Annotated in this window: 17 protein-coding genes and 1 tRNA gene; 8 read left to right on the top strand and 10 right to left on the bottom strand. The window is 39.3% G+C overall.

Annotated elements, in window-relative coordinates; translation table 11 throughout:
- Window positions 1-12 precede the first annotated feature (12 nt).
- From A379_RS11040 to A379_RS11050, 3 genes are all read left to right on the top strand, one after another.
- Window positions 13-300: an integration host factor subunit alpha gene (locus tag A379_RS11040; protein ID WP_040728109.1), complete on the top strand. Its 288-nt coding sequence runs from the start codon at window positions 13-15 to the stop codon at window positions 298-300.
- Window positions 293-694, top strand: coding sequence for a MerR family transcriptional regulator (locus tag A379_RS11045; RefSeq protein ID WP_040728111.1), 402 nt, complete (start codon window positions 293-295; stop codon window positions 692-694). The genes A379_RS11040 and A379_RS11045 overlap by 8 nt, the downstream gene beginning before the upstream one ends.
- A gap of 184 nt (window positions 695-878) precedes the next feature.
- Window positions 879-955 (top strand) — tRNA-Pro (locus tag A379_RS11050).
- A 261-nt stretch (window positions 956-1216) separates the two neighbouring features.
- Here A379_RS11050 and A379_RS11055 read toward each other — a convergent pair.
- The 4 genes from A379_RS11055 to A379_RS11070 form a co-directional block, all read right to left on the bottom strand.
- The gene (locus tag A379_RS11055; RefSeq protein ID WP_040728113.1) at window positions 1217-2071 is read right to left on the bottom strand and encodes a ParB/RepB/Spo0J family partition protein; all 855 of its coding nucleotides are present in this window, start codon (window positions 2069-2071) and stop codon (window positions 1217-1219) included.
- Window positions 2052-2258 carry a hypothetical protein gene (locus A379_RS11060; protein ID WP_040728114.1) on the bottom strand — a complete coding sequence of 69 codons (207 nt, stop codon included), beginning with the start codon at window positions 2256-2258 and terminating at the stop codon, window positions 2052-2054. Before A379_RS11060 ends, A379_RS11055 begins: the two co-directional genes overlap by 20 nt.
- Window positions 2259-2511: 253 nt before the next feature.
- On the bottom strand, window positions 2512-2712 hold the full coding sequence (locus tag A379_RS11065) for a hypothetical protein (protein ID WP_040728115.1): 201 nt from the start codon (window positions 2710-2712) through the stop codon (window positions 2512-2514).
- Between the two features lie 228 nt (window positions 2713-2940).
- Window positions 2941-3618 (bottom strand): recombinase family protein, encoded by a 678-nt coding sequence (locus A379_RS11070; protein ID WP_040728116.1) that lies wholly within the window; start codon window positions 3616-3618, stop codon window positions 2941-2943.
- Between the two features lie 229 nt (window positions 3619-3847).
- Here A379_RS11070 and A379_RS11075 point away from each other — a divergent pair, with 229 nt between their 5' ends.
- Window positions 3848-4267: a hypothetical protein gene (locus A379_RS11075; protein ID WP_040728117.1), complete on the top strand. Its 420-nt coding sequence runs from the start codon at window positions 3848-3850 to the stop codon at window positions 4265-4267.
- Window positions 4260-4637 carry a hypothetical protein gene (locus tag A379_RS11080; RefSeq protein WP_040728118.1) on the top strand — a complete coding sequence of 126 codons (378 nt, stop codon included), beginning with the start codon at window positions 4260-4262 and terminating at the stop codon, window positions 4635-4637. The genes A379_RS11075 and A379_RS11080 overlap by 8 nt, the downstream gene beginning before the upstream one ends.
- Window positions 4638-4697: 60 nt before the next feature.
- On the opposite strand, the gene A379_RS11085 is transcribed toward A379_RS11080, so the two are convergent.
- The 4 genes from A379_RS11085 to A379_RS11095 form a co-directional block, all read right to left on the bottom strand.
- The gene (locus tag A379_RS11085; protein ID WP_040728120.1) at window positions 4698-5978 is read right to left on the bottom strand and encodes a DUF6538 domain-containing protein; all 1281 of its coding nucleotides are present in this window, start codon (window positions 5976-5978) and stop codon (window positions 4698-4700) included.
- 169 nt (window positions 5979-6147) lie between these two features.
- Window positions 6148-6294 carry a hypothetical protein gene (locus A379_RS13075; protein WP_157832371.1) on the bottom strand — a complete coding sequence of 49 codons (147 nt, stop codon included), beginning with the start codon at window positions 6292-6294 and terminating at the stop codon, window positions 6148-6150.
- A gap of 188 nt (window positions 6295-6482) precedes the next feature.
- Window positions 6483-8975, bottom strand: a complete 2493-nt coding sequence (locus A379_RS11090; RefSeq protein ID WP_040728122.1) for an ABC transporter permease — start codon at window positions 8973-8975, stop codon at window positions 6483-6485.
- Between the two features lie 10 nt (window positions 8976-8985).
- Window positions 8986-9690, bottom strand: coding sequence for an ABC transporter ATP-binding protein (locus A379_RS11095; protein WP_040728124.1), 705 nt, complete (start codon window positions 9688-9690; stop codon window positions 8986-8988).
- 99 nt (window positions 9691-9789) lie between these two features.
- Here A379_RS11095 and A379_RS11100 point away from each other — a divergent pair, with 99 nt between their 5' ends.
- On the top strand, window positions 9790-10410 hold the full coding sequence (locus A379_RS11100; protein WP_040729100.1) for an arylesterase: 621 nt from the start codon (window positions 9790-9792) through the stop codon (window positions 10408-10410).
- Between the two features lie 30 nt (window positions 10411-10440).
- Here the strand turns inward: A379_RS11100 and A379_RS11105 are convergent, their stop codons facing one another.
- Complete coding sequence (locus A379_RS11105; protein ID WP_157832372.1) at window positions 10441-12993, bottom strand: methyl-accepting chemotaxis protein; 2553 nt, start codon at window positions 12991-12993, stop codon at window positions 10441-10443.
- 253 nt (window positions 12994-13246) lie between these two features.
- On the opposite strand from A379_RS11105, the gene A379_RS11110 reads away from it, so the two are divergent.
- Both A379_RS11110 and A379_RS11115 read left to right on the top strand, forming a co-directional pair.
- Window positions 13247-14080, top strand: a complete 834-nt coding sequence (locus A379_RS11110) for an HDOD domain-containing protein (protein ID WP_040728127.1) — start codon at window positions 13247-13249, stop codon at window positions 14078-14080.
- A 184-nt stretch (window positions 14081-14264) separates the two neighbouring features.
- Complete coding sequence (locus A379_RS11115) at window positions 14265-15098, top strand: HDOD domain-containing protein (protein ID WP_040728128.1); 834 nt, start codon at window positions 14265-14267, stop codon at window positions 15096-15098.
- Window positions 15099-15201: 103 nt separating this feature from the next.
- Here A379_RS11115 and lon read toward each other — a convergent pair whose 3' ends face one another.
- The gene (gene lon, locus A379_RS11120; protein WP_081696408.1) at window positions 15202-17886 is read right to left on the bottom strand and encodes an endopeptidase La; all 2685 of its coding nucleotides are present in this window, start codon (window positions 17884-17886) and stop codon (window positions 15202-15204) included.
- Between the last annotated feature and the right edge of the window lie 124 nt (window positions 17887-18010).

An 18010-nucleotide genomic window follows, 5' to 3' on the forward strand; every position in this document is an offset into this window, starting at 1 on the left:
TAGGAAAACCCTATGACATTGACTAAAGCAGATATAGCACAAGATCTAGCCGATACGTTTGGCTTTAATAAGCGTGAGTCTAAAGAGTTAGTAGAGCAGTTTTACGATGAAATCAGTGATGTATTGGTATCTGGTGAACAGATTAAACTTTCTGGTTTTGGAAACTTTGAGTTGCGTGATAAAGCTCCTCGTCCAGGAAGAAATCCTAGAACAGGGGAAGATGTTCCAATTTCAGCACGAAGAGTGGTAACATTTAAACCTGGTCAAAAACTACGTGCGCAAATAGATAACAATGGCTAAACCCAAAAAAAACAGTCAGTTTGCTGAGCAACTTGAAATAGAGTTGCCAGATAAAAAATACTTTACCATTGGTGAGGTGGCTGATATTTGCCAGTTAAAATCGCATGTACTTCGTTATTGGGAGCAAGTTTTTCCACAACTTGAACCCAGTAAACGTCGTGGGCGTCGCTATTACCAAAAAAACGATGTTATTTTGGTATTAGAGATTAAAAGTTTACTGCAAGATCAAGGTTTTACTATTCCTGGTGCGAAAGCAAGGCTCTCAAAAAGAGATATTGATGTTTCTGACACCACAAGTTTGAATCGAGATCAAAAAAATACGGTTGAACTGCTTCAACTGATGAAACATGAACTTGCTGAATTCAGAAGTTATATTAATAAACGTTTTCAATAATAAAAGAAAAGTTAGTTTGATATAATGCCTACAATTTACCAGGCCTGGTAAACCTCGTGGCTATAACGCCTTGTGAGCATCAGCTAGGCTGGCATAAACTGAATTAATCTAAAACCATTTATTGACGACCACTAAACACATTAGTTGTGCTTTAAAGGTCTTTTTGATGAATGAAAATCTATATCGGAATGTAGCGCAGCTTGGTAGCGCACTTGTCTGGGGGACAAGTGGTCGCAGGTTCAAATCCTGTCATTCCGACCATTTAATATTTTAAATCTCTGTGTTTTCAATAGGTTGTAATTTTCTTTCTTGTTAGATGTAACTAGGTTGTAACTAGGTTTTCATTATTTCTTCTTTTTGTTTTCTTTCGTCCGCTAGACTGTCCACTATGGACACCCAAGGTTCATCCCTTAGGTGCGTCAATCCCTTTGTTCATAGGGCTTACAAATGTTTCCAGGTGTTCCACTAAGTGTGCAAAAGTGTTCACTTTATGCCTATTCCCATTTAGGAATGTGTATATGGCTAAAAGTCAAAGGACACCTCAGGTTCTTCATCTGTAAAGTCCCATCCAAGCATCCTTTTAGCTAATTTTTCTTTAGTAGAATCATCAAGTAACCGCCAGTCCTTTGAGTCCGTAAGTCTTGTCAGGGCTGTGCTTATTGTAATCTCAGCTTTGAGTTTAGCTTGCTCATAAGCATCTGTATCCGAGTCCAAGAGATGTTTATACTTAGTACTCATTAGTCTCCAAGGCTCTACACTAGGTTTATCCGAATTAATTTTATAGGAATACAGTTCGGCTTCCTCTTCTAGTAAATGTTTGACGGTCTTTCTCATCTTACCTAGGGTAGTTCTACCGACATTTCCCTCAAAGTGACTCGCTAGGTCTCTAAGTGACTTCTCTTTTAGTTCATCCCAATTCATCCAAAGGTTAATCCAGGTGGCCTGATATTTCTCTTGGGGTGTCATGTTTAAGGTGTCTTTTAAGTTAGTCTTAAGGGCATAGTCTTTGGCTTCTTTTCGGTCTATGTCTAGTAGTTCCTTACACCTTACTCTTTTGGTCGTTATTAAGCCTAATCTGTAGGCTTCCTTATAGGCTTGTAATCTGTGATGCCCATCTATAACGGTGTACCTGGGTCTACCATCAGAACCTAGCTTTTCATCCTTGTGAACACTGATAGGGTCTAGGATTCCTCCTTGGCTTAAGGCCGTTGTGAGTCCCTCGATATGTTCTCTACTCTTGCTAAGGGCTTTACCTTTATTGGCACCGTTAGCTGTAAAGTCTCTCACTTGGTTTTCGCCTTTGATGACATCCCCCGAGATTCTCTCAAAGGATACTGTTAAGCGTTTAGATTTAGGCTTAAATGTTAGGTTGCTCATTCTTTAGGTTTCCTCTTACAGTGTCATTCATTTGTTGGTGTGCATTTGTAATTAACTCAGCGATAACTTGAGAGTTATCTAATGGTTTGCCTTGGTCGCTGTAGGCTCTCTGTATGTCCTTGAATTTGTCAAAGATAGACACAGGTAATCCAATGGTGCGAAAGACCTTAAAGTCTTTATTTTTCATTGTGGTTCCTTAGGTTAGTTTATTGGTTAGATTTACAGGGGGTGAATAAGACACTTCAAAGCTTGCTTTTCTTTTCCCCTATAGGAAGTGTTTCCTTCCATAGGGAGCATATTGAAATACTAGGTAATAAAGCCGTAGGTTGCAAAGTGGTTTACCTAGAGGTGAAAAAGACCTTATGAGAGGCTTTTAGGTTCAGTGTTAGGTTGCTCCTGGAAAACCCCGTGGTGAGGCTCTCAGGAGCTTACAGGCCTATCTATTCTATTGAGTCTAATCTAAAGAAAAGCCCTGAGACTTCTACACAGGTATCGCCACTTTGTTCATACTGTTCTAGCAGTTGTATATTTGGTTTAACCATGGGTACTAAGGTAATCACACCAAGGTCACTGAGGAACTCAGGTGTAAGAGAGGTTGTTGCTATCTTGTTGGTTACTTCACATAGGTAATGCTCAATCATAAGGTGTCCTTTGGCTCTTATAGGTTGTGTTAAGAGGTATTATGATACACAAAGATAATTCAAGGTAAAGCCTTATTTATCAATAAGTTAGATTCACAAAGGAGACTATAAAGTAGATAGGATAAAGTATACTTAGGGCTACTTTAGGTCGAAGTCTTACATGAACACTAGATGATACTTGTTCTCATTTGGAGAGCATAGAGGTGAGGGCTTTCGATACCATAGAGCTTAAAGGTCTAATCTTTTGATTAATCGACTAACTGTCATAGGTTTAAAGTCTTTACCCTGAGCGGTCTTATGACCTGAGGTGTTGAGAGCGTTAGCGATAGACTCTAGGCTCATTTGGTTTTTAACCATGGGGGTGAGTAGGCCTCTAAGTTTACTTGCAAAGATGTCCGCCTGGTCTCTTCTAGCCTGGTTAGCCTTAGCGGTAGAGCCTCTAAGTCCACCCTGGTTGTGAGGTCTTCCTTCTTTCTTGGCTCTCTCCCTAGCTTCAAGCATAGCGGCCTTGGTTCGCTTAGAGATAAACTCTCTTTCTTGTTCAGCTAAAGCTGCATAGATATGCAACTGAAACTTATCAGCATTGGGCATTTGAGCCACTTTAAGATTTAACCCTTTGTCATCCATTAGGTTAGCCACAAAGGACACCTTACGGCTTAATCTATCCAGTTTAGCAACCAACAAAACCGCCCCCTCAGCTTTCGCTAATCTGATAGCCTCATTGAGTTCTTTTCTATCTGAGTTAGCCCCTGAGTCAATCTCTATGTACTCTGCCATGACTTCATAAGGTGTCCCTGAGTAGTTCTCTAGGTATAGCTGAATGTCTCGTTTCTGTGCATCCAGGCCAAGCCCAGAATCTCCTTGCTTCTTGGTTGATACACGATAGTAAGTCACATACTTAATCACTGTTAATAGTCCTTATAAGGTAGTTGATAACAGTCTATCATTAAGTTTTAACAAAATGCAAGGTTCGTTGTGCATGTTATGAAGTGAAAGGTTAAGGGACTCCTAGGCTAAAAAGCACCCCCATGGGGTTTGTTAAACGGTCATTTCAAAAAGAGGGAGTAAAGGGTGTTGTAGTCGTCGTGGTAGTTGTGTTAGTATTTTTACTTGTTTTAATAAAAGGAGGCGTTTAATGCCCTCTAAATTCGTAGTAAGTTTGGCTTTGGTAATGTCTTTGAATGCTTTAGTTGTTAAAGCTGAGCAGGTCTCACTATCCTTTAATAACCTAAAGGGTATGGGGTGTTATTCAACTGCTCCAGTGGGTTGCTCTGAGGATAAGTTATTAAATCCTTTGACGGCTACTTTGTTTAAGAATGCTAAAGGTGATAAGAAGTTATTGATGGGAAGTATGGAGTACGAAAGTGTTCCTTCTCCTAGTAAAGATGCTCTGATTTTTCTTGGCTTGGATGCAAATCCTGAGAAGGGATGGGCAGTCCTCGAGTTAGTCTCTATTGATGTTAAGAACAGAAAAGTTTCAATAGTCGGTACTCGTTCAACTTCTGTTTTTGAGAAGCCGATTTACCAACTCATGGGGGATTTGAGTTTTGAATAAGTTGATTATGTTTTTAGGATTGCTGTTGGTTGTACCGTTTGCATACGGAGGTGTTTTTTCGTGGGGTTGTTTATATAACTCAACGGCATCATCTAAGGGGCTTAGTGATATATCAGCTAACCCTTTTAAACTTGAGTTTAAGTTGGATACTGTGACTAAAAAGGCCTTTGTGGTTGGGAATAATGGTTTATCTGAGGTTCAATATTGGTCAGGTGATAAAGGCATAACCTTCCTGGAATCTCTTACTTCGGGAGGGATGCAGACAACAGTTATAAGTGATAAAGGACAATCTGTTCACAGTCGGGGTACAATCATTGTTAACCTGGTTCCAAGTCAATATTATGGTGTATGCAAAGTAACAAGTGATTAACTAATAACTGTTGATGTGAGTTAGTTCTTTATTGGTGATTGTTTACTTATGGTTAAAATTTTAAATCTTTGGTATTGCCGTAACAGCCTCATAAAGTATATCAAGCCCATACCCGTGAAAGTAAGTTTGGTAACTCTCAGTGCGGATTGTTCTTGTGTGGCCTGTCAACCAGTCAACTAAATGAGGTTGTTCTCGTAAATGGTTATGCAGGGTTGTACTAAAGGTATGTCTTAGACTGTGTAAGGAGTGGCTCTCCGCAAATTCTTTTCCATATAGTTTGATTGTGGTTTTGAGTCTATGGGTGCCGAAGGTGTTCGGGGCAAAGTCAAAACCGTTGAAACCTTCTAAGTGAGGCTCAAGCTCAGGGTGTATAGGGATGTAACGTGTAGCGTTCACGGTCTTACCCTCACCATTAGGAGCAATGGAAAAACATTTGATGTTCCCTTTTTCTGATTCCTTCATGACGATACTAGAGGCTGAAAGTTTAAATAGCTCTTCTCTTCGTATCCCTGTGTAATAAGCAATACGCCATACAAGCTTAAACTTCTCAGGTAATGCCTCTAAAATTGCACTAGCCTCTGAAACACTAAAAGCTTCTCTGTGTTTGGTTCTTTTAGTTGAAAGGTTAGGTTCCAAGAAAGGGTTGTTACTGGTCACCATGTTTTTACGTTTAACCGTTCTAAAAATAGATGATAGGGCTGTAATATCGTTCTTAACTGTTTTTGGAGTGACGGTGCTTAACCTGTGTTCAATAAAGTCATCAACGGTTTGGGTATCTATCCAGTCAAGCTCAATGTCTGCAACACCTAAGAACGTAATGAATTGGCTTACAGCGTTATCAAAGCTGTTGATATATCTTTGAGCTTGCCCATTAGCTTTGGCTTTACTTCTAGCAATCTCAAGAGCTTGTAAAAGGGTGGCTTTGATGGGTGCCTTTGTTTTACCTCTAGCTCTATCTATGTAGGCTTTAAAGGCTAGTATCATAGGGTCTTTCTTGTATGCAGGGTCTAGTCGTCCACCAAGGTCATAAGTGTCTTCAAGGCTATCTAAAGCACACCAAAGGTTTTCTAATTTGTCATCAGTTGCGGTCGCAGGGTGTCCTTCATCTTCAACAAGTTGTCTGTACGCCTCCTCATATTCAGAGATTAAGTCACCTCTAATGATGGCTTCAAGTTTGGCGTCTTCTGCATCTCTCAATTTGAGAGCTACTTGAAGTGAATCGGTCTTTAATGATTTGCGTATGACCTTCTTGCCTGTAAATTTAGGATGGTCTTTTAGTTCTGCGGGGACTCTTCTTTGATAAGTCCAGGTATTGAATTGTTTGGTTAGGTGTTTCGGCATGATTCACTGGTGTATGTAACTAGATATTGTACACAGTAAACCCTTTATGTCCAGTGTTTAGGGGACGGGGAAAGGAGGTCGGCTACAGTTTCAAATCCTGTCATTCCGACCACTCTTTTTCTATAACCATTATCAATTTCTTTTTTACTGATTTGTAAGCCTTTCTTGATTAATGTTTACGTTTTTTCTGTTCAATCTCTAATTGAATCATCTCTTTTAATAGAGAGGTTGCGCGCTCTTCATCATGCTTAAGGTTGGCTTTTAATAAGTGCTTCCATGTTTTATTTAATTTTTTTTCTAACTTTGAATTTTCCATAACTAAACTCCATTTAATGTATGAGTTAGTTATATATTATTACTATTTGTGTCAAATATCAAATTTTTCAATGAAAAAACATAAGTATAGACCGAGGTTTGAACACGGATTTTAAAAATTAAAGGTAGTTATTTATCTGTTTTAGCAGGCCTGGTGAAAGGCTGGCTTCTACATTTGTTTGTATATGTTTAACTATTTGTTAAATAACGTTTGAGTTTTTGAGGGCTTTGCTGGATATAACCCCATTGAGTAACTAAACCAATAAGTAAAAACAGTCCGCTACCAACAAGAACACTCAGTAGCCATAAAGAAATATCTAAAGAAGGCGATGTTTTCAGTAAGTAGAGACTGATTAAAATACTCGCTATTTGTGCAAAACTGGCTGCTAAAACGCCTGCGAGTCCTCCTAAAAAGACAAATTCAGTTAAACCAATCTTAATTATCTCTTTATTCTGTGCGCCCAGGGTTCTGAGTAACAGCCAGCTTTGTATACGCGACTGCTGACTGGCTAAGGTGGCTGTAAAGAGTACCCCTATGCTTGCAAGAAGCGTAAAAGCATATAACGCAGAAACCGCCCAGCTTGCTTGGTTCATAATGTCTTGAATTTGTTGCATGATTTTTCGTACATCAATCAACATCACGCCAGGTGTTTCAATAGCAAGTTGTTTGGTTAGCTTAGGGGTTATTTCTGTATTTTCTGCTGGAATGTGAAAATTACTCAAATAAGAGAGTGGGAGATCGATACCTTCAACGGGTTGAATGATAAAGAAAAAATTCAATTGAAAGCTTTGCCAATCGACTTTTCGAAGACTACTAACCTGATAGGTGTAATCTTGCCCCGAGATATTAAACGTTAATTTATCATCAATATGAATATTGAAGAGTTCTGCAATGCTTTCTTCAACAGAAACAAAAGGCAGTTGAGTCACTTTGCTACTTTGTGTCACGATTATATTATGAGAGGGAAGACGGTTTAATACCGCAATATTGGCTTCTCGCTGTAATAAACGTTTACCACGTTCGCTTTCTTGTTGGCTAGCGAGTATTTCTTTGTTATTAATTTTAGTTAAGCGCCCTCTAACCATCGGGGCTTCAGTTTTGTTTGGGATAGTTATTAAGAGGTTATCCACAGCTTCTTTTTGGTCTGGCTGAATATTCATAACAAAGGCATTAGGAGTGTTGCTTGGTAAAGACGCTTGCCAGTTATAGAGTAAATCTTGTCTGACAAAAGTCATTAGCATTAACACAAAGAGCACCATGCCAACTGAAACCAGCTGAATTTGTACCAGGCCTGGCTCTTTATTGAGATTAGAAAGTGCGATTTTGAACCAACCATGACTGTATTTTTGCAGGACATTTAAAAACTTAAGCAGCAGCAAAGAAGCTAGGAACAGTAAAATACTGAAGGCAATAATCCCTAATAAAATCCAAATAATTGCATTGATATTGAGCATTAAGCTAATCAGAGTGAGTAATAAAAAGAAACTCACCAACCAATGCACATAGCCTGTTTGACTCGGCACCGATTTTAGTATTTGTATAGGCGGTGTTTTTAGTGCACTTTGAAATGCTTGCCAGGCAAAAGTCCATAAGACCAAAATGCCACTCAAAAATCCAATTGATAAAGCGGGGATTGGGTTAGCTGTGACCAAAGGGGTAAAAAAGTTTTCTAAATAAGGGTGAATTATAAGAGAAATTAAATATCCCAAGAAGGCACCTATCGCGCTGCTAAACACCGCAATCCAGGTTAATTGAAAGGCAAATAGCCGAGTCATTTTGCCATTGCTTGCGCCAAATGCTCTCATTAATGCCATGCTATTTTTCCAACGAGTTAAATAAAATCGGCTGGCAATCAGTATGGACATACCCGCAACTAAAATAGCAGAGAGTGCAGAGAGGTCTAAAAATAACCAAGCCGTTTCTAGGGAGTTACCTAAATCCTCAGAAGGAGCTTGTGCGGAGATTAGTTGCCAATGAGGTTGTTGGTTTTTTTGAATGAGCTTAGCAAACTTTTGCACATTTTTATCCGCTCCTGCAACATTAAGAGCGTAGCTAACGCGGCTGCCAGGGCCTATTAGCTCTGTTTGATTAAGTGCTGTAAGTGGTAGCCAAACTTGCGGAGCAAAACTTGCCATTGGATTAGTAACTTGAGGGCTTTCAACGGTACCTGCCAATGAAAATTTTTGTGTGCCTAATGTTATTTGTGAAGATGCATCCAATTGCATTAACGAGATTAACTTAGGTTCTACCCACACACTTTGGTTATTCAGCATTTTAAATGGTAATGCATCGTTCGATATTAATTGACCTCGCAGAGGTTGATTGGCCGAGATACCTTTTAGCTGTATGAGTTGAAACTTTTGTTCACCGTTGGTATTTTCTGCCAATGCCATTGTGACTAGAGAGGTTGCCTGTGAAGTTTTTAGGCCTAGTTTCTCGGCTTCTAGCTGCCATTTGCTCTCAATTGGGCGAGAACTTTGAATGACAAAGTCTGCACCAAGAGATTCTGCCGCTTTTCGCAACATACTTTGTTGTACAGATTCACCAAGTTGTTTGACCACGGTTACGGTTGTGCTTGCAATAATAACCGCAATGATGAGCCATAACCAATCGCCTTTTTTTAGGCTACGAAAAAACCATTTTGAAGCGGTACTGGCTTCTTGTTTTATTGTGTTAAGCATTGGTTAATCCCTAAGAAGACTGTTCTATTAACTGGCCATTGGTTAAGTGATAGACTTTTTGACAAGTCTGAGCAAACTCAGTGTCATGAGTCACCAGAATCAGCGTGGTTTTTAAGGTGCGATTTAGCTCAAATAGTAAAGCTTGAATTTGTTGGGCGGTTTCTTCGTCTAAGTTACCTGTTGGTTCATCCGCAAAGAGTATTTTAGGTTCTGTGACAAAAGCGCGGGCAATTGCAACGCGTTGCTGTTCGCCACCTGAAAGTTCTGCAGGTCGGTGGTTTGCTCTATTTGCCAACCCAACTTGTTCAAGCGCCTTGTGTGCTTTTTCATTGGCATTATTTATATCAAATAACTCTAGTGGCATTAATACATTTTCTAAGGCCGTCATGCTGGGCATTAATTGAAAATTTTGAAAGATAAAACCCACTTGTTGTGCTCTGATTTGCGCACGCTCATCTTCAGAGCAAGCATTAATGGTTTGGCCAAGTAGACTCACTTTTCCTGACGTGGCAGATTCAAGCCCTGCCATTAAAGAAAGCAGCGTTGATTTTCCAGAGCCAGAACGACCTACAATAGCAATGACTTCTTCAGGCTGGACTCTTAAGTCACAGGCTTTTATGATATCTAAAACCTCTGAATCAGAAGGGATCTGATAATGCACATTTTGCAGTTCAATTACATAATTAATTTCTTTAGTAGGGTTGCTGGCACTCATCTGTTTAAGCTTCTCTTATCATTGCTTGTAATAGTAAATATAGCCTTTCATCCTAGTCTAAGCGCTGCACAACCGCAAGCTGCAATGGCGGGTGAAAACATGAAATATCCTGAAGTTACTCTCGTCTCACAAGGCACGACAGCTACAATACCTACCAGGCCTGGTAAGATTTTAGTCATGGGTGATAGTTTAAGTGCGGCTTATGGCTTAGAGGTTGAAAAAGGGTGGGTTGCTTTATTACAAAAAAAATATCCACAAATTGATGTGGTAAATGCCAGTATTAGTGGTGAAACAACATCTGGCGGTAAGCAGAGATTACAGGCGTTACTGGAAAAACATCAGCCTAGGATTATGATTTTAGAACTTGGCGCTAATGATGCATTACGGGGCCAAGATTTGAATGTTACCAAACGCAACTTACAAAGTATGATTGAGGCGTGTCCAATGTTTAATAAAGCCTGTAAAGTAATTTTGCTAGGGGTGCAGTTACCCACAAATTATGGCCCGCTCTACGACCAGATGTTTCAAAAAATGTACCGTGACTTGGCCGAAAAAAATACACTTGCATTCGATCCGTTTTTTATTGAACCCGTCGCTTTAGATCCTGACTTAATGCAATCGGATGGTTTGCACCCAAATGCAGAAGGGCAACCCCTTATATTGCAACGAATATTGCAAATAGTTGCGCCGCTGTTTGAAAACTTTGTTACTGAACAATAGTTGATTTGAGTGGGTTTATATTAACTGAATTTAAGCGACTCTTAAGGTTGTTTTTGTCAGTGCTATTGGGCTAACAGGTAAAACCTTAAAGGTATCTACGGAGCCTTCTAATGCTTGCATTTGCCTAATGATATTAACCGAAGTGGACGAAATTTCTTCAACCAGTGCCGCATTTTGCTGAGTGGTATTATCTATTGCGTTAAAAGCTAGACTAATTTCTTGAATCCCTGAGACTTGTTGCTCTAAGTTTAGATGCATCTCAGAGATTCTTTCAGAGACTTCTTCAACGGCTTTTTGATTATGTGAAAACGTTGCCGTGGTTTGCTTGCTTAATTCTAAGCCTGCTTCTACCTTTGTTAAGCTACTCTCTGAAACCTGTTTAATCTGTTTAGCGGCTTCTGCAGAACGACCTGCAAGATTTCGTACTTCGCTCGCCACAACGGCAAAACCTCGTCCAGCCTCTCCCGCTCTAGCGGCTTCAACAGCCGCATTTAAAGCGAGAAGGTTGGTTTGGAAAGCAATGCTATCAATGACTTCGGTAATATTGGCAATCTCTTGACTCGCTTTAGAGATTTCATTCATTGCTTGATCCATATGGTTTACCACTTCACTACCTTGTTGAATTTCATACTTAACCGATTCACTTAAAGCGGTCACATCTTTAGCCTGTTGCAACGATTCCGCAATGGTACTGGTCATCGTTTCCATATTTTGTGCAGTACTCTGTAAGGCCGCTGCTTGAGTTTGAACACGTTGATTTAAGTCTTGGTTGCCAGAGCTAATCTCTTCAACCCCTGTTAAAGCATCATGAGTAGCCTGTTTTACAGAGAATAGCATTTGGCTCATGTGGTTTGCCACTGAGTCCATATTTTCCTTGAGTTCGTGTAACCGTCCATCAAATTGAGTTTGAGTTTGAAATGAGAAGTTGCCTTGGCGGTAGTTATCTAAAATAGTGTTAGCGGTGTCGATAACCATCTCAAGTTTGTCGGATGAGTTGTTTAAGTACTCTTTTAAATGCTGGTATTCACCTGGTAATTCAGCCTCAATGCGATGGCTGAAATCACCCATGCTCATATTTTTCATAACATTGATGATTGAGGAAATAGAGGATTTTTGAATATCAATGGCTTTTTGTAGGTTTTGCATGACATGATGATAGTCACCGTTAAAATTGTTCAGTTCTATATTTGTTTTTAGTTCACCTTGAGCTAAAGCGAGACTGGCATTATCAATCTCTTTTAAGGTCTCTTTTACTTGGTGCATTGAGTCATTAAAATTATCTTTTAGTATGGCTAAATCGCCTTTGTATTCTCCTTTTAAATTGGCGGATAAATCACCTTTAACCAATGACTCACTGACTTGATTAATTTCATTGGTTACTGAACTAATCGAGTTCAGTAATATTTGAACGCTTTCACCAATATCATTCAATTCATTCTTTCCAGAAGGCGACTTCCACCCTTTATAAGAGCCGTTTTGCGCAATGTTAATAATCTGTTCACGCATGTTGTATAGCGGACGAATAATCGATGTCACCAGCAACATATTAACAATTATTAAAGCCATTAATATTGCCAAACTTTCATAGACAACTTGATTGATAACAGTGGCACTTAACTGATCAAGGTTGTTGATTAAATTTGCGGTTTTTGTTTCAGTTTCGCTTAATCTGTTTTGAACCAGTTTTGTTGCACTATAGGAGAGTTCACTGATGGTATGATTGTTTTGTTGGGTTGTTTTTAGATAATCAGCCAAGTCATTAAAGGATTCTTGATAGCCATCTCTAGCGTTCGTTAATTCTTCAAAAGTGCCACGATTTATAAAATCACTTTCAAAAATTTCAGCTAGGGATTCAAACGTTGATTCAGCACCATCACCAAGACCTTTGTTATCAAAAAACAGTTTATTTTTTAAATCACTGGTTGATGTCATTTTTGACATGCTCATCTGCGATACTTTTAAACGTTGTTCAATTTCTGATAATAGACTGAGAGCCGTTGAATCAATTTCATCAATCGCTTTAAGAGATTCTATTAATGTTTGAATATTATTGGCTGAAGGTTCAATGCCATAAACGATGGTATCTTGGATTTGACGTTTTAAAAACACCAATGAATTGGCTGATTTTTTGATTTTTCTTAAGGTTTCAGCCATCTCGCTTACTTCAACATCCAGTTGCGGTTCAAGCTCTTCTTGAGGTGTGTTATTGATTTCTGATACAGGCTCTAAATCAGAATTTTTCTTTTCTAATTCTAGCGTTGAAGCTTTTATTTGTTGAGTTGAATTAAGTGAAAGATTGAGCGCTTTAAGCACTTCAATTTGGTTATTAAATTCATCTCCATGCTCTTTTTCTAAAGTGAGAGCATAGTTGTTCATGCTTAAAATGGTATTAGAGAATAAGGTCTGAAACTCTGATATTTTGGAGCTCTGAGTAGACTGAATATTTTTTAACTCTGAACTGCTTTGATTGATTAGCTGTAATGCCGTTCGAGATTCGCTCACGATGATGACTAAAAAAGTAATGACAATCAGTAGGTTAATCCATAATCTTTGCTTCACTGAAAGCTTATTTAAAAAAAGCATCGTTTCTCCCATTACCATTTGCTTATGTTTTAATTTGTCACTATTTTACGATTGGCTTATTACATTAACGTGAAATTTGATTAGGATTATGTTCTCTATTTAATGTGATAGAGGTAAAATATTCAGTTACTTTGCTCAGTGTTATTGCGAACTACCGTATTTTGGATGACAGTTTTATGACATCCTTGTATTCATTTCTACATACGGCACTATTGCTATAAATTTAACTAATTCATGGAAGCATTTTAAAACTATGCAACAAAAACTTCGTAACGCATTACACGCGATTAAAGGCCAAACTATTCCAGAGCTTCCTGATGATATTTTGCGTCTTGAAAAAGAGATTAAGAGCAAGTTTGCCAGTACCGCTTCTGTCGCAGAAATCATTGAAATGAACACCACGCTGTCTGGTGAAGTGATGAAGTTGGTGAACTCACCTGTGGTTAAGTTAAAAACGCCCATCAGATCAATTCGTGAGGCTGTGAATGTTATGGGGTTAGACAATATCTATAACCTCGTGGTTTCTGCCGCAATCACCAATATGTTTGGCAAAAAAGGCCTCTTTAAAGACATTATGGATCAAAGTGTTGATGTGGCCTTTTGTATGGCGGATATATCTGAGTGGGTTGAAGGCGTTACCCGCGATGAAGCGTATATGCTTGGTCTATTTCATAATGTTGGGGCATTAATGCTGGCCTCTAAAAATGAAGGACAGTACGAGTCAATATTCAGAAACTCGATGTCTTTGCCATTTAAAATTATCTTAAAAGAGCGCGAAGCTTTTGGCTCTGATCACGCAATGATAGGTGTATTAATTGGCCAAAAATGGCATTTACCAGTCAATATGCTGAATGCCATTATGTTGCATCACAATGAAGATTGTTCTCGAATTCAAAATGACCAAGTTAGAGCGATGGTTGCCATGATTAAATTAGCCAATGCAATTGTGGCTGAAATATCGCTAGGAGCTTATCGTGGTGGCGAAATGCGAGCTTATGAACAAGATGGTTTGAATGAATTAATGATTGAAGACCATGTGATATCTGAGATTAGATCGGCATTAATGTCGTATAACTTTAAAGATTGAGTTGAGGTTTAGATTACTCAAAAGTAACGATTTATGTCATAACTTTTTATAGTTCTATCTGCCTATAGATTTTAGTGAAGATTTTTAAGTGAAAAATATTTACTCTATTAAATTATCGTTGGTAATATACTACTGAACATTATTTTTTAGTATCTGACCTTTACAATTAGGACGATTTACCCGCATGCAAGACAAACTTCGCCAAGCCATTAAGGCTATCCATGGGCAAAAAATCCCCGAGTTACCTGAAGAAATTATTGAACTTGATAAAGAAATATCAAGTAAATTCGCCAATATGGGAAATGTAGCGGATATTATCTCAAAAAACACGACTCTTTCTGGTGAGCTAATGCGCTTAATTAATTCCCCAGCTGTTAAGCTCAAAGAGCCTGTTAATTCAATTCGTGAAGCGGTAACCGTAATGGGGCTTACTAATATATCAAACCTATTGGTCGCAGCGGCAATCAAGAATATCTTTGGCAGTAAGGGATTATCCAAAGACATTATGGATCACAGTGTGGATGTGGCCTTTTGTATGGCGGATTTATCGGAATGGGTGCATGGGATTACTCGAGATGAGGCCTACATGCTTGGTTTGTTTCATAATGTGGGCGCGATGATGCTTGCAGCAAAAGATGAAGAAACTTATGCAGGGCTTTTTAGGGATTCAATGTCCAAACCCGTCTCGGCAATCAGAAAAGAGGAAGAGGTTTTTGATTCAAATCATGCCATGATTGGAGTTTTAATTGGCCAAAAATGGCGTTTGCCTGTGAATATGCTTAATGCCATTATGCTGCATCATAATGAAAAATGTGAACGTATTAAAAATGATCAAGTCAGGGCGATGGTAGCAATGATTAAAGTTGCGAATGCGATCGTTTCAGAAGTTTCATTGGGTGCTTACCGTAGTGAAGAAATGAGGAATTACGAACAAGATGGAATCAGTGAGTTAATGCTTGATTCAGAAGAAGTCCAAGATATACGATCATCATTAATGTGTTGTTCGCTTAAAAGCTAGCGAAGTTTATAAACTAGAATTAAAACCCCGACTTACCAGGCCTGGTAAGTCGGGGTTTTTTGTCGGTTTTAAAAACGAATGGTGGGCTGGTTGTTAATAGATTTTAATGCTGGGTATTAAATTCTTCAGCCGCCGCTTTATGCGCTAAGTAGGTTTTTAACGCGATAGATTTTGTGCGAATATTAAACGTTAAACGCGCTACCTCATCAAAGTTTTTAGCAAAGTGAATGCCCATTCCTTCTTGTAAATAGTCAGGTAGTTCTTGGTAATCTTTACGGTTGTCTTCTGGCAGAATTAACTCTTTAATACCAATGCGTTTTGCCGCAATCACCTTTTCTCTAATGCCTCCAACGGGCAATACCAGGCCTGTCAAACTTAACTCTCCGGTCATGGCCAAAGCTGTTTTTATGGGTTCACCACGCGCTAAAGAGAGTAGAGCCGTTGCCATAGTTACCCCAGCGCTAGGCCCATCTTTGGGGGTGGCACCATCTGGCACGTGCAAATGCACAAAGGCTTTATCAAAGAACTCAGGATCGGCTTTATATTTCTCTAAGTTTGAAGAGATAAAGCTGTAAGCGATGCCTGCCGATTCTTGCATCACTTCACCGAGTTGACCTGATAACTTAAAACCACGGTTTAAAGTATGTACTCGGCTGGCTTCAATGGTGAGGGTTGCGCCACCCATTGATGTCCAAGCCAACCCTGTCACAGTACCAATTTGTTGATTAACTTTTTCAGGTACAAAACGGGGTTGCCCAAGCATCTCTTCGAGTTCATTAACGTGAATTTTAAAGTGCGTTAAATCAGAGGTGACAAACTTAAATGCTAATTTTCGTACCAATTTGGCCAGTTGTTTTTTCAAATTACGCACACCCGATTCACGCGCATAACCTTCAATAACATGGCGAATCGCGGCTGGGGTGATTTGCACTTGTTCTTTAGTGAGTCCAGCCTCTTCAAGAAGGGATGGCCATAGATGATGTTTGGCAATTTGCACCTTCTCTTCAGTAATATAACCCGATAGGCGAATCACCTCCATACGGTCAAGCAGAGGGCCTGGAATTGAATCTAAGGTATTGGCGGTGCAGACAAAAAGTGCTTTAGATAAATCAAAACGCACATCCATAAAGTGATCCATAAACTCACTGTTTTGCTCGGGGTCTAAAACCTCTAACAGCGCAGATGCAGGGTCACCCTGAAAAGAGGCACCAATTTTATCGACTTCATCTAACATAATCACAGGGTTTGCGGTTTCGCAGTCTTTGAGTGCTTGCACAAACTTACCAGGCATGGCACCAATATAGGTCCGTCTGTGGCCCTTTATTTCAGCTTCATCACGCATTCCGCCTACTGAAAAACGATAAAACTTACGTCCTAAAGATTCGGCAATCGAGCGGCCAATTGAGGTTTTACCCACACCAGGCGGCCCCACTAAACAGATGATAGAGCCTGCCACTTCACCTTTTAAAGCGCCTACGGCTAAAAACTCAAGAATACGGTCTTTTACATCTTCTAAACCATCGTGGCCTTTATCGAGCACCTTTTTAGCACGTTTTAAATCTAATAAATCTTTGCTGTGTTTTCCCCAAGGCAGTTGCGTTAACCAGTCTAACCAGTTGCGTGCGACATTATATTCAGGCGACTGAGGGTCAAGCATATTGAGTTTACTTAGCTCTTCTTCGGCCTTTTTACTGGCTTCTTCAGAGAGGGCGAGTTTTTCAATGCGCTCTCTAAAACGGTCGGTATCAACTGTTTGGTCATCCTTGACCATCCCCAACTCTTTTTGAATTTCATTGAGTTGTTGACGTAGAAAGAAATCGCGTTGATGTTCTGATAAATTTTCTTCAACTCGTTCACGAATATTAAACTGCAGTTTGGTGACTTCAATTTCTTGTTTAAAGAGTGCCAGTACCTTTTCCATTCGTTCAGCAAGTTTTAGAGTTTCTAAAACATCTTGCAGTTTATCGTTCTCAGCGGTGGTTAAACCCGCAGCAAAGTCCGCTAATTGTGAAGGTTCGCTGGCGCTATAGCGGTTTAAGAAGTACTTTAACTCTTCACTGTAAAGTGGGTTTAAAGGTAATAACTCTCTAAAGGCATTCATAATGGCCAAACCGTAAGCCTTAAACTCTTTGTCCGAACCATCAATAACGTCTTTAGGGTAATTTACTAAAGCACGATAGGGGGCTTTACCCGAAATCCATTCTTTAATTTCAAAACGTTTTACCCCTTCAGCAATGAGCTGAATGTAATCCTCTTTCACTTTGGGATCATGGATTTTAACCAAGGTACCTATTTGGCAGAAATCGCTCGGTTCCGCTCTATCATGCTGTTCGGTATTAACAAAAATAATCCCAATGTATTTGCATTTGCTGGCTTTAATGGCTTCGTAGGTTTCTCCCCAGCTCTCTTTATTAAGCAAAACAGGCAATTGTTGACCTGGAAAAAACGGACGTTCCTTAACGGGCAGTAAAAAAATCTCACGAGGAATGGTTAATTCAGGTTTAGCGAGTTGGCCAAAAATACTGCCTGGATTACTCACAATGTGTTCCCCCTCAAGCACCGCATTAGCGGTTTGAATGAGTTTTTTAGCTAGGGCTTCATTGACTTCAATTTTGATCTGTTCTTCGTCAATGTCATCCTCTTCCTCATCAATAACGGCTTCAATATCTGACGCTTCCTCAAAGGTTATGGCATTTTGGGTACGTGTGGATTCACCTTCTTCAGAATGGGAAGGTTTTATGTCAACTTCGGCAAGTTCAGGGATTTCATTGTTGTTTTTATCAGTCATATTTTGGTTATGTCTTTGCTTTTCTTTATGTTTAAATTTCAACGTTGAAACTTAGGATTTCGTCTTAATAACGGGCAGAATACGGTATTATATGTGGACTTAAATTCATAGATTCAAGAGTCAA

The sequence above is a fragment of the Thiomicrorhabdus sp. Kp2 genome, assembly GCF_000478585.1.
Classification (GTDB): domain Bacteria; phylum Pseudomonadota; class Gammaproteobacteria; order Thiomicrospirales; family Thiomicrospiraceae; genus Thiomicrorhabdus.

Bases quoted from the DNA above. Each gene is read 5' to 3' on its own strand.
- A379_RS11105 (WP_157832372.1), bottom strand. From the start codon at position 12,993: ATGCTTTTTTTAAATAAGCTTTCAGTGAAGCAAAGATTATGGATTAAC.
- A379_RS11055 (WP_040728113.1), bottom strand. From the start codon at position 2,071: ATGAGCAACCTAACATTTAAGCCTAAATCTAAACGCTTAACAGTATCC.
- lon (WP_081696408.1), bottom strand. From the start codon at position 17,886: ATGACTGATAAAAACAACAATGAAATCCCTGAACTTGCCGAAGTTGAC.
- A379_RS11100 (WP_040729100.1), top strand. From the start codon at position 9,790: ATGAAATATCCTGAAGTTACTCTCGTCTCACAAGGCACGACAGCTACA.
- A379_RS11065 (WP_040728115.1), bottom strand. From the start codon at position 2,712: ATGATTGAGCATTACCTATGTGAAGTAACCAACAAGATAGCAACAACC.
- A379_RS11075 (WP_040728117.1), top strand. From the start codon at position 3,848: ATGCCCTCTAAATTCGTAGTAAGTTTGGCTTTGGTAATGTCTTTGAAT.
- A379_RS11090 (WP_040728122.1), bottom strand. From the start codon at position 8,975: ATGCTTAACACAATAAAACAAGAAGCCAGTACCGCTTCAAAATGGTTT.
- A379_RS11110 (WP_040728127.1), top strand. From the start codon at position 13,247: ATGCAACAAAAACTTCGTAACGCATTACACGCGATTAAAGGCCAAACT.
- A379_RS11095 (WP_040728124.1), bottom strand. From the start codon at position 9,690: ATGAGTGCCAGCAACCCTACTAAAGAAATTAATTATGTAATTGAACTG.
- A379_RS13075 (WP_157832371.1), bottom strand. From the start codon at position 6,294: ATGGAAAATTCAAAGTTAGAAAAAAAATTAAATAAAACATGGAAGCAC.
- A379_RS11115 (WP_040728128.1), top strand. From the start codon at position 14,265: ATGCAAGACAAACTTCGCCAAGCCATTAAGGCTATCCATGGGCAAAAA.
- A379_RS11040 (WP_040728109.1), top strand. From the start codon at position 13: ATGACATTGACTAAAGCAGATATAGCACAAGATCTAGCCGATACGTTT.
- A379_RS11060 (WP_040728114.1), bottom strand. From the start codon at position 2,258: ATGAAAAATAAAGACTTTAAGGTCTTTCGCACCATTGGATTACCTGTG.
- A379_RS11045 (WP_040728111.1), top strand. From the start codon at position 293: ATGGCTAAACCCAAAAAAAACAGTCAGTTTGCTGAGCAACTTGAAATA.
- A379_RS11085 (WP_040728120.1), bottom strand. From the start codon at position 5,978: ATGCCGAAACACCTAACCAAACAATTCAATACCTGGACTTATCAAAGA.